Origin of the sequence: Alicyclobacillus sp. SP_1 (genome assembly GCF_024706985.1) — a bacterium.
In the GTDB taxonomy this organism is placed as follows: Bacteria; Bacillota; Bacilli; order Alicyclobacillales; family Alicyclobacillaceae; genus Alicyclobacillus_I.
This window is the reverse complement of sequence record NZ_JAMCCX010000046.1, coordinates 1-10,523: the sequence shown is the minus strand read 5'-3', so window position 1 is coordinate 10,523 and position 10,523 is coordinate 1. Positions and strand designations below refer to the sequence as shown.

At 56.9% G+C, this 10,523-nt stretch carries 11 protein-coding genes; 4 read left to right on the top strand and 7 right to left on the bottom strand.

Annotation, left to right across the window (positions count from 1 at the left end; all coding sequences use genetic code 11):
- Nucleotides 1-427 precede the first annotated feature (427 nt).
- Genes M4I36_RS11790 through M4I36_RS11770 form a run of 5 tightly spaced genes read right to left on the bottom strand, consistent with a single transcriptional unit; the run spans nucleotide 428 to nucleotide 3,803 of the window.
- Entirely contained in the window at nucleotides 428-697 is a 270-nt protein-coding gene (locus M4I36_RS11790; RefSeq protein ID WP_258111943.1) for a hypothetical protein, read from the bottom strand.
- Nucleotides 684-2,483: a DEAD/DEAH box helicase gene (locus M4I36_RS11785; protein WP_258111942.1), complete on the bottom strand. Its 1,800-nt coding sequence runs from the start codon at nucleotides 2,481-2,483 to the stop codon at nucleotides 684-686. The genes M4I36_RS11790 and M4I36_RS11785 overlap by 14 nt, the downstream gene beginning before the upstream one ends.
- A 48-nt stretch (nucleotides 2,484-2,531) precedes the next feature.
- Entirely contained in the window at nucleotides 2,532-3,161 is a 630-nt protein-coding gene (locus M4I36_RS11780) for a DUF4406 domain-containing protein (RefSeq protein WP_258111944.1), read from the bottom strand.
- Between the two features lie 2 nt (nucleotides 3,162-3,163).
- The gene (locus M4I36_RS11775) at nucleotides 3,164-3,403 is read right to left on the bottom strand and encodes a hypothetical protein (RefSeq protein WP_258111941.1); all 240 of its coding nucleotides are present in this window, start codon (nucleotides 3,401-3,403) and stop codon (nucleotides 3,164-3,166) included.
- 13 nt (nucleotides 3,404-3,416) lie between these two features.
- Nucleotides 3,417-3,803: a hypothetical protein gene (locus M4I36_RS11770; RefSeq protein ID WP_258111940.1), complete on the bottom strand. Its 387-nt coding sequence runs from the start codon at nucleotides 3,801-3,803 to the stop codon at nucleotides 3,417-3,419.
- A 161-nt stretch (nucleotides 3,804-3,964) separates the two neighbouring features.
- On the opposite strand from M4I36_RS11770, the gene M4I36_RS11765 reads away from it, so the two are divergent.
- Entirely contained in the window at nucleotides 3,965-6,892 is a 2,928-nt protein-coding gene (locus M4I36_RS11765; RefSeq protein ID WP_258111939.1) for an MBL fold metallo-hydrolase, read from the top strand.
- A gap of 69 nt (nucleotides 6,893-6,961) precedes the next feature.
- On the opposite strand, the gene M4I36_RS11760 is transcribed toward M4I36_RS11765, so the two are convergent.
- Entirely contained in the window at nucleotides 6,962-7,087 is a 126-nt protein-coding gene (locus M4I36_RS11760) for a hypothetical protein (RefSeq protein ID WP_258111938.1), read from the bottom strand.
- 1 nt (nucleotide 7,088) lies between these two features.
- Entirely contained in the window at nucleotides 7,089-8,297 is a 1,209-nt protein-coding gene (locus tag M4I36_RS11755) for a helix-turn-helix domain-containing protein (RefSeq protein WP_258111937.1), read from the bottom strand.
- 176 nt (nucleotides 8,298-8,473) lie between these two features.
- Here M4I36_RS11755 and M4I36_RS11750 point away from each other — a divergent pair, with 176 nt between their 5' ends.
- The 3 genes from M4I36_RS11750 to M4I36_RS11740 all read left to right on the top strand — a co-directional run bounded on the left by M4I36_RS11750 (nucleotide 8,474) and on the right by M4I36_RS11740 (nucleotide 10,350).
- Nucleotides 8,474-9,112, top strand: a complete 639-nt coding sequence (locus M4I36_RS11750) for a hypothetical protein (RefSeq protein ID WP_258111936.1) — start codon at nucleotides 8,474-8,476, stop codon at nucleotides 9,110-9,112.
- 62 nt (nucleotides 9,113-9,174) lie between these two features.
- Nucleotides 9,175-10,086, top strand: a complete 912-nt coding sequence (locus M4I36_RS11745; protein WP_258111935.1) for a hypothetical protein — start codon at nucleotides 9,175-9,177, stop codon at nucleotides 10,084-10,086.
- Between the two features lie 24 nt (nucleotides 10,087-10,110).
- The gene (locus tag M4I36_RS11740; RefSeq protein WP_258111934.1) at nucleotides 10,111-10,350 is read left to right on the top strand and encodes a hypothetical protein; all 240 of its coding nucleotides are present in this window, start codon (nucleotides 10,111-10,113) and stop codon (nucleotides 10,348-10,350) included.
- Nucleotides 10,351-10,523: the final 173 nt, after the last annotated feature.

Below are 10,523 nucleotides of genomic sequence, written 5' to 3'. Positions count from 1 at the left end.
AGCCACCGTGAGAGCCTGCGAGAGTGCAAAGGTATAGACTTTTAGAACCCCCTGGCTTTAGCCATGGGGAGGTTCAGCGACACTACTCTCGAAGACCTGCTCTGCATCGTGCAGTGCACCTTGACGAACGAGGACGGACGCTTTCCCCGAAGCGATGCCGAAGTCCTGTACCCGTTTCTTCTCGCGGAATGGGAGAAGCGAGGCATCCCGGTGGAGGACAACGTCTAAGCGTGATATGGTACACTGAACGTGCCGTGGCGGATCACCTTGAACCCAACACACTCTGTGGAGCGCACAACGCCACGGCTTCCCCATCCAACGCCTCTATACGAACGTGGACCATCTTTCTCACGCACCCGGTGAAGCTTGGTTCGCGCCTTCACTCAACTCGTCCAAAGAGAGGATCGGACGATAGCGAACCTGTGCTTCATCCCAATCGAGTTCCATCGCCATCCCCGGACAGCGACATCGGATCGGACATCGGTACACCATCCGCACCCCCCCTCTCCACGAACGCATAGACGCGCCGGATGCGTGGGCGTGCTTGGGGTTGCTGGGCTCGCCAGGCTCTGCGACGCTCCCTCGCCTCGGCCAACTCCACCTCTTCCCGCATCGTTCGCATCACCGCCTGTACGAGTTCATACACGCGTAACCGATCTAGGTATTCGGTACGACGCTCTCGTTCACTCGTTTCCATCTGTGCCCCCCTCTCTCACCACCGACGGTGTGCGTTGCTCTCCGTACGCCCGGAACGAGGCGAGTTTCGCTTGAAGCCACGCCTGCACCTGCGGTTTCTGGAACGCTGCTTGCCAGGCCGCGAGATCCAGACGCTCCAGCATATCCTTCACATGCCGTTTTGCGAAGCGTTCGCCGAGGGCATCCGCCGCGTCCCCTCGCGTCCACGTGTCGTCGCTCGCTATCCGGTACTTCGCTAACGCCTCGCGCTGCTTAGGCGTCATCGGCAGCTTGCGCCACTCGGCCTCCTTCTCGACGTAGCGCGTATCGAGCAGGTCGAGGATCGATTCGGCGACCCCTTCTGCGTAGTCGAGCGGCATCGCTCGGTCGTGAATCGGCATGTATTTTTTATTTTTCAGTTCGAGCACAGGCCAGAACGCATCGCCGTCTCGCACTAAATACGCCCATCGGTGCTCCAGGTACTCGATGGCAAAGACTTCGTGACCCTTCATCTCGATGCGCATCCAACGATAGCGACTGCGGTTGGCAAACAGGTGAATCGACTCGACGACTTTCTCCATCGCGACCGTCTTCTCCTGCTCGGCTTGCAGGGCATCCATCACCCACGCCGTCACTGACGTGTCTTCCGGCATCTCGGCTTGCTCCAACCCCGACACGGTTGACAGCGTGTCCGTTTGTTTCGTCTGCGTCTTCATCAGCCGCGTGAACGTCTGCAACGACTTGTCCTCACTGGCGTCGGTCAGGTCTAGGACGAGGGCATCCTTTTTCTGCGGATGAAGTCGCAAGGCTCGTCCGACCATTTGCGTATACAGCGCTTGGGAGCGCGTCGGTCGTGCGATGACCACACAGTCCACATCCGGTTGGTCGTAGCCTTCAGTGAGAATTTGGCAGTTCACAACCGTTTGCAGCCGATTCTCGGCAAAGTCGCGCAACACACTCGCTCGTTCGGTTTCCGACATCGTCCCATCCACGGCGGCCGCCGCAACGCCCGCTTGTCGGAACCGTTCGGCCAGCGTTCTCGCATGCGCGATGTCAACGGCGAAGACCAAGCTTTTGCGCCCGCCTGCGTGCTCTTGGACCGCTTCCACGACCGCATTGATGGCCGCTTGGTCGTTCAGCGCACCTGCGAGGTCTTTCGCGTTGTAGTCGCCTGCGGTCGTTCGTATCGCACTTAGGTTCAAACCCGGAATCTTCACTTTTTTACCACGAACGTCGGACAAGTATCCGCTCAGGATCATCTGCAAAATCGTCTGTTCGTACGTGACCCGTTCGAAGATGTCCCCCAGCGCATGCTTGTCCACTCGGGTCGGTGTCGCCGTGACGCCCAGCAGCGTGGGACCGTCTTCGGCAAATACGCCAAGCCGTTCCAGAACTCCCACAGCGCCTTCTGCCCGGCTGTGATGACACTCGTCGTAAATAATGAGTCCCGGCGGTCGAATCGCCCGACCGAGGACGAGCGTTTGCGTGGACGCGACCAGAACGTTGCCCAGTTGCTCGTTGCGGCTCCCTTGCACGCGGCCTACGACCGCTTCCGGCCAGACCATGGCGAGCTTTTGCTCCGCTTGGTCGAGGAGTTCACTGCGGTGTGCGAGGATGAGGATGGGGCGCGTCTGGTCCGACGTCCCCCACCAACGCTTCGCAATCGCCCCAAACAAAATTGTCTTGCCCGATCCCGTTGGAAGTACCATCAACTGTCGTCGACACGCCTCAGCAAAGAACGCGTCGACCGCCTCCGCTTGATACGGTCTCAGCGTCAAAGCATGCCCCATCGTCCCATCTCTCCCCATCGCCTTTGCCACCTCGTGAAGCAGCAGCCACCGTGAACGACGGCGACCTCACGGCCCAAACAACGGTCTCTCCATCTCGACTTCGCGTACTTTCACCCTCGCCTCGACCGAGACCGGGCGAAGACTGTCCCACTCTAAAATGGGTAAGCCGAGCCACTTCGCCACAGCCACTTCCACGTTCGCCCCACGCGAGGACTTCCAGCCCGGCAACACCACGACGCCTTGCGTGCCGTTTAGCATCTTTCGTAGCGCATGACGCATGAGATGCTCCCACGACGCCTCGCGATTCGGCACGTCTTCGGCAGGGCTCACGACGTCATAACCTTGGTCGCGCAAGCTGCGGGCGGCTTCTGCAAACGCTGGATAGTTGTCGTCCGGGTACCCCGTCATCGGTCCGGACAGGTACAGGCGCAGCTTGGTAGGCGGTACAGTCTGACGAGGCTTTCGCTCCGACATTGAGAGCGCCACGTACCCTTCGGCCACACCGAGACCCGTATGCACGTGCGTCACGTAACGCTGCACGCTGCGTCCTGTCTTGAGACCTGTGTCCTTGTCGACCTCGTTCAAGTCGAGGATGTCCCCAGCTTGATAGTCTCGGTCGTGCTGTCGTAGTTCCACCGTCTTGTGTCCCGACAACACCGGGGCAAAAAACTCCGGCCAAATCTTGAGCCCATGCATCGTCACGATCTCCCATCTCCTTCAAGCGATAGCCATCGACGCAGGTCGCGTACCGTGTCTCGGACGCCGACCACGGCCCGCAGGCTGGCGGCGATGAGAAGGTCGCCAAGCCCTGCATACCACAGCTGGATGGGGCGTATCGCGACGGGATCTCCACGAACCCAGTCGAGCCCTGCGGGGCCAAGCAGAACCACCACCGTCCACAGACCTACGGTGACGACAAGCGGCGTTGAATGCGTCATACCACTTTCCTCCCTATCGTGAATAAAATCCTGGTCGCGTCCCCTTCCCCTTATCCTCGGCTCGCACCGCTTTCGCGGCATCCGCCAACATCGCCCCCATCGTTTCTCGGCAAGGCTCACAGTAACGACCGAGCGCGGGCTGACCGCAACGTTCGCAGGCTATCGTCAGATGGGGGTGGTTGCGGACCAGCAGATACCCTTCGCGAATCCATGCCTCAATGACTTCGGTCGACACGTCCAGATGCGCGGCCAGTTGAAACACGGTGCACGCAGGCTCCTGCTTCAAATACGCGCGTGCTTTCTCAAAGAGCGCGTTTTCCTCGCGTTGACAGGTCGGGCATAGGGTTCGGCGCACAGGCGCATACAACGTCCCGCAACGCGGACAGACTTCGATGCTCATAGTTCGCCTCCTATCGTGTCTTTTCCATTGTGCCACGTCTGCCTTTGTGGGGGTGGACACGTTTGGGACATTTTTCGTGGCTCTTAAGGCGTACGAGTCACGCGTTCGATGTGCTATGGTGAACCACAAACACGAGAACACAGAGAAGGGTGTATCACGCTATGAACATCACGGTCCTTGGCGGTGCCGAGATTGGCGCCACGTGCCTTTGGTTTCGAACCGCTTCCACCGAGTGGCTGGTCGATGCGGGCACCCGCATGGACGAACGCGACCCGCTCCCCGCCTTGTCCCTCTTAGAAGAAGGACACGCCAACATCCAGGCCATCTTTATCACGCACGCCCATCAAGATCACATCGGGGCCTTGCCCCTCATCTCCAGCCTGTATCCGAACGCGCCCGTGTATATGACGCAACCGACGCTTGACATCGCTCGGGTCATGCTCGCCGATGCGCTTCACCTCAGCCAACTCGAAGGCCATGCCCGCATCTTTACCGAGGCTCAGCTTGAGAGCCTGTGGGATCGCGTGCGCGTCATGGGCCAAGACAAGGCGTTTCGCTTCGAGAACGTGCGCGTCTCGACGTATTCGGCAGGACACATTCTCGGCGCGGTGGCGCTGGGCTTCGAGACCGAGGACGAAGGCAGCGTCCTCTTCACCGGCGATTATTCCGTCGCGCCCGGACGCCTCATCTCCGGACTTCGCCTCCCCCACGGCACCCACTACGACGCCGTCCTGACCGAATCGACCTACGGTTCACGCCTGCACAGCCCTCGTGCTCAGCAGGAGAGCGACCTCGTCGACCAAATCTCTGCCGTCATCGGCCAAGGCGGCTTTGTCCTCATCCCCGCCTTCGCCGTGGGACGCGCTCAGGAAGTGCTCATCATCCTCCAGGACGCCCTGCGCTATCGCAAAGACCTTCGCCCGTTCCCGCTCGTCGTCGACGGCTTGGTCCGGCGCATCTGCCCCATCTACGAGTCGTATCCACACCTCCTGCACGGCTCGGCCAAACGGACCCTGCACACGAAAGGCCGCTTGTTTGCCCCGGAAGACATCACCTTCATCCGGTCCCCGGAGCAACGCAACCTCGTCCTTCAGGGGAAACCGGCTTGCATCGTCACGTCGTCTGGCATGCTCTCCGGAGGCCCGGCGCTCTTCTACGCCGGAGCGCTCCTGGACCAAACCAACAACGCCGTCTTCTTGACCGGGTATCAGGACGAGGAATCCCCTGGACGGTTGCTGCTTCGCCTCGCCGAGCAGGACCCGAGTGAGCGGCGCTGGATCTTGCCGGACCGAGTGGTCCCCGTACGCGCCAAAGTGGGCCTCTACGCGCTCTCCGCCCACGCCGACCGCCGAGAACTGGCCCACGTCGTCGCGGAGGTTCGACCCCGGCACGTCTGGCTGGTCCACGGCGATGCCGAGGCGAAGGCAGGTCTTGCGCGTGAAATTCACGCCCACTTGCCCGCTTGCCCTGTAGAGAACGCCCTCGTCGGTCGCACCTACGAGGTCCAAGGAACCTCTGTCGGTCGCCTGGAACTCCCGGACGGTGACATCCCGATTCGGGCCGCGTCCTGGAAGCGGCAAGTCCTCGCCTTTCGAGCACCGGGCGGACCGCTCCAGCTCGGGTACTGTACTCGACAATCCGGGGGGACGTGCACGGTACACATGCCCGACGGCTCCGAGCAGCGCATCCCCGTCGCCTTCGTTCAAGACGCCCTCGGCCGCATCCCTCCCGGCGAGACGCCAAGCGCGTATCTGGAGGGTCTCGTGGCGGCCGCTCAAGCGTGTTTGGACTCCGGACGCTACTTTGGCGTGCGCGCGGCCGAACGCCTCGCGTACCTTCTCGCCGAAGAACAGGGTGCGCTCTCTCCGATCGACCCCTACGGCAAGGACGCCGTGGCCGAGCAGCTCGCCCCCTACGGCTTTCGCAAAATCGAGTCGGACCCGAACGCTCAGACGTTTCGCGTCTTCGTCTCCTTCCCTTGGGCGATTCCGGCGTCCGTGCGTGACGCCATCGAAGGCACCCGTGTCCACGGCTGGACCTATCGCATCGAAGACCAGGTCTATCCTCCGGCGCTTCAGAAGCTCGTGGAGGCCCACTTGCCGGGCGTGTCGATGCAACCGCCCAAACTGTTCCCGCTGGAGAAGCGGCTGGTGATCCCGATCCTCGAAGCGAACGGAGGACTCGACGAAGACGCCATCGCCCGTGCGCTCACGAAGGTTGTAGGCGGCACCGTCCAAGTCGTCCGCGCGGGCCAAGCCAAGACGAACGGGCGCTTGGAACAAAACGAAGCGATCCACCTCGTTCAAGAGCGCGTTCCGAACCGTTTCGGCCTGCACAAAGTCGGGCTCGATCTCGCACGCAGCACGCTCAAACTGTCCGTGTTCTTCCCGGATGCCCTACCGTATCCCGAGACCAGAGAGCTTGCGGCAAGCCTTGAACAAGAGACCGGCTGGAAGGTCGAATGGACCGACAAAGTCCACTTGGAAAAACTGACGCAGGTGGCCACCCAGGCGATTCAAGCCGTGGGAGGTACGCTGCTTGGCCCTCCGAGCCTCCACACCCCCAAGAAGCTGCTGGTACAGCGGATTTCCCGACCGCTTCCGGAGGACGCGAAAGAAGCGGCCCGGCACCGCTTTCAAGAGATGACCGGGTGGCAGTTGCAATGCGAGGAAGGCTCGTCTGCGAAAGCCTCACCGATGCCTTCTTCTGCTCCAGTCCAAGGCGGACGCATGGAACTCAATCGAGCGCTGCTAACGGTGGAACGGCGCTTTGCAGACGAGGGCGTCCCCATCTACAAAAAGTCGGTTCGGGGCGACCGCATCGAAGTGACGTTTCTGACACCGGAGTTTGGGCAAACACAGCAAGACGTCTTGGCGGCGCTTGAAGACGGCACGGGCTGGCCGATGGCTGTCTCCGACAGAGTCCAGCAACAAGCCTTGATTCGCCTGGCCGAAGACCTCGTACCGGGTCTCCCCAAGACGCCAAGCGTCTATTTGATGGAGCGAACCGTGGGGGTGCGGGGAGCGGTCTCGCAAGAAGCCAAGGAGGCGTTTTATGCGGCGTCCCGGTGGACGCTTCGAGCGGAGTGATGTGAACGGAGAAAAGGCCGCTCCAAGGGCCTTAGCGGTTCTGGAGCGGCGACATATGCAAAAGACCGTTTATGTTTGGACGGAATGGATGACGTGGATATGCGGAGGAATGGAACTCCCGAGTGACGGTAATACGACGAATCCACTGACTGTCATGCCTACGCAAAGCATCATCCATGGGATGAACTTCTTCATCTCACACGTTCCCTCCTCTCTCCCCGAACTTATCCCACAACGCCACGATCCGATAAGCCCATGGGTCCTTTTCACCTTGTAGGGAGAGACGCACTCTCGATACATAGATACGCGCATCTTCCGTATGACCATTTTGCCATAAATATTCCGCTATTAGAAGATCCATACTTCGACGCATCGGGATGGGGATATCTGCTTCTGTTAATTGATGGACTGCGGCCATGCCCAGGTTCGGATCCTCTAGTTGCATCGCGATTCGCAACCCTTCTTCCCACAACGTACAGATCTCCTCCGGATCCTCTCCAACCGATGCTTGACAGGCATCAAACAGCATCTTGGAGGTCATGACGTCGCCTTGAAGACGAGCATAGACCATCCAATTATGCAAAACTCGACGCGACAAGTCCGGATTTTGTTCCTCTTGATTGAGCCGTTCGATGCGGTGCAAACTATCCGCTACGCCAACATCCACGCCTTGATTCAACAGGGCACTGGACCATCCCAACAGCGCCCAACGCAACAAGTCCCCGTACCCATAGGTCTCTGATGTCTGAACCGCTTCCCTATATACGGATACGCTTTCGCTCCAGTCCCCCAAAAGCATCATCACGCTACCTAAATTGATCCGATTTTTCACCCATGACTTACTGGAACGGTCTAAGGAAGCACCCTGAATGTGTAAATACGTGATCGCTTGATGATAAAGTCCCAACGAGCGTGCACAGTGGGCGAGGTTCGACAACACATCAAAGAGCGTATCCTGCGATATGGGAATCGCACGATTGGCCAGCATGGGCAGAAGCGCGTCGATGGCTTCTTGCCAACGACCCAATCGCGTCAACACCATCCCTCGTCGGATTTGAGCCGTAAACTGATGAGAAGGAAGGCCGTGACACCTAGCAAAGGCTTCGACCGCCTGCCAACAGGGCAAAGCAAATTCCCACGCCTGTCGAGTTTCTTCCCGATCCGCTTCTTGAATCAGTGTCGTGAGTAATTTGTGATGGTCTTCCTTTGGGTGGTCATCAAAAAACACCGATGGAGAAACCTGCAAAACATCGGAAATGCGTTGGATGTTTTCATAACTGGGCAGACTTCGCCCAGACTCGTATTGACCTATCAGATTCGCGGAGATGCCGATGGACCGAAAGGCATTTTGCGTCCATCCTTTGGACATGCGAATCTCCCGCAAAACTTCACCAAATCTTGACATGTGATCACCACATTCTTTCTAGTCTACACCACAACCCATGATCCAGTGTAAATAACTTGCCCTAGTGAGACTAGGCAATCTTTTGCTTGATTCACGAAAAATTAAGGATACTCTAGAATTAGGAAATCGATTCGTAGGAATTTGATTTTCTATCACAGAAACGAGGAGGAGTTACGTTGAAAAAGAAGCGGTTTCTTTATGTGGGAGTGGGGGTACTAAGCTCGGCCACTCTGTTCTGCATCTCGACTCCACAAGTATTTGCGGCAACGTCCAATCCCGGCACTATTACAACAACACACTCAGGTGTCACGCTGACTTATTTTAAAGGGACACCAGCCACTGTCAATAAATCCTCGACTATCAGCCCAGAAGGTATCGTTGGCCCCGCTGGATACGAATTCCTAAACTATTCTACGCAAGCTTCTAATGCATTCGTACAACAAGCTTTTTCGAGAGTAAATCATAACACCACTTCAACACCAGCAATTTATATATGGACAGGTTCAGTTGAAGTCAGCGCTTCAGCATCGGCCTCTGCATCGTTGGGGGGAGGTTGGGGTCCCATCAACGCCTCTCTAGGATTGAACGCCGACACCAGTGTCTCTCATGACTACTCCTATGAGGCGAAAATGACAATCCCTGCTCATGGATATGGGTGGTATGAATTTGGGTATGCCCACTCTCAATGGTATGGAGATTATGCCTACGTCAATGAATATGGGCAAATCACGAGTAATGAGTGGCTCACAGTGAACAGTCCTCGATATAATGAGATGGCAGAAGAGACCAGCATGACCCCACCCACCAATCCATAACATCCGTTGTCCATCTGGGGCGCATTGCGCCCCATTCAACTTAATTTTTGGAGGTGCTCATTGTGAATCAAAAATGGATCAGGGTATTTCTTATTTTGGTCACAACGACATTATTTATAAGCGGGTGCGATCCGCAAAGAAAATCACCTACAATCCAAGTTTCCCATACAACAGTCTCTTCAAAGTATCCTGTAACTGTCTTAATGAGCACGAATTCTAATATCCCAATCGCTAAAGACAAAAATCCGATCAGTGCCGCTGTGGCCGCTATGTCTTGGAAACTCTCCAACGGCGAAACCGTTCAAGTTTCCTCACCTTCCGATATCGTAGCCGCTAACGTATTGGGGGATATCTCTGTAGTCACCTTAAAAGTACCAGACGTACATCCCATTCCGTTATTTTATTTTCTATACATGGTGAGACAGAAAAATCTTTGGACGTTAAAAGGGATTCTTGGAAGTTCTATCAAACCAGTTTTGGAAAACACCGATCTGTCGCCGTACTCGAACTTGATTCATGGATGGATGACGATAAAGGGACTTGGGAGATTTGAAGAATTTTATTCCAACAGAACCGTCATCACTTTAGCCAACCTCCCTACAACGGATACGGATTTGCCCTCTGGTGAAAAGGTATCTCTGGCGGAGAGTGAACTACCGACCGATCATGTTCACATAGTAAAGCCCAAACAACACATTGTGATCATCGAGAAGAAAACAGACAAGAACTTAACTCAACCCGTAACCCTATTTTCTCAAGGGAACGAACGCGGCTTGTATTATCGATTGGGCTCCCGCTGGATATGTGTGGAGGGCAACGTGTCAGAGTCCAATTTGCTACGCATCTCGAAAGCCCTTCAATCGCATGTCTTCAATGTTTTGGGAAGTGGGTATTACATCGCCCAGTCGCTCGACGCTCATACAAAGTCCGTGCAAAACCATACAGAGAAGTCTCAACAACAGAAGGGGAAGTGACCGTCCAATCACGACGGAAGTTACATGCTCAACGAAGTCTTGGAAGCCTTTGTCGAACTCGAGATCGACGAGACCCTCGGCAAAGACGCTACCTTGGCGTTCGTGCGGCGCGTGGTGAAAATCGGCGAAGAACATGACGGGAACGTGGGCGAAATCTTAGAAGGACTCGAACGGTTCGGGCTCTGCTATCTTTGCCTGAAGGCATCCGACGTCCTACGCCAAGGACTCTGCCCGCCGTGCGCTGCGGAAACGTTTGGGCACTGAACTCCTCCCAGAGGTCGCCTGGTCTTTTTGTGCCAGGCGGTTCTTGCACGACGCTTCGCTGGATGGACTCCTTCTCTACTCGTACGACAGCGGATTGGGTAGTGTCCCGTCAAGTGGTGTAAATTGAGTGCAACTACTCAGTGTCTGCTATTTATGCAAAACTGACGTTAGCG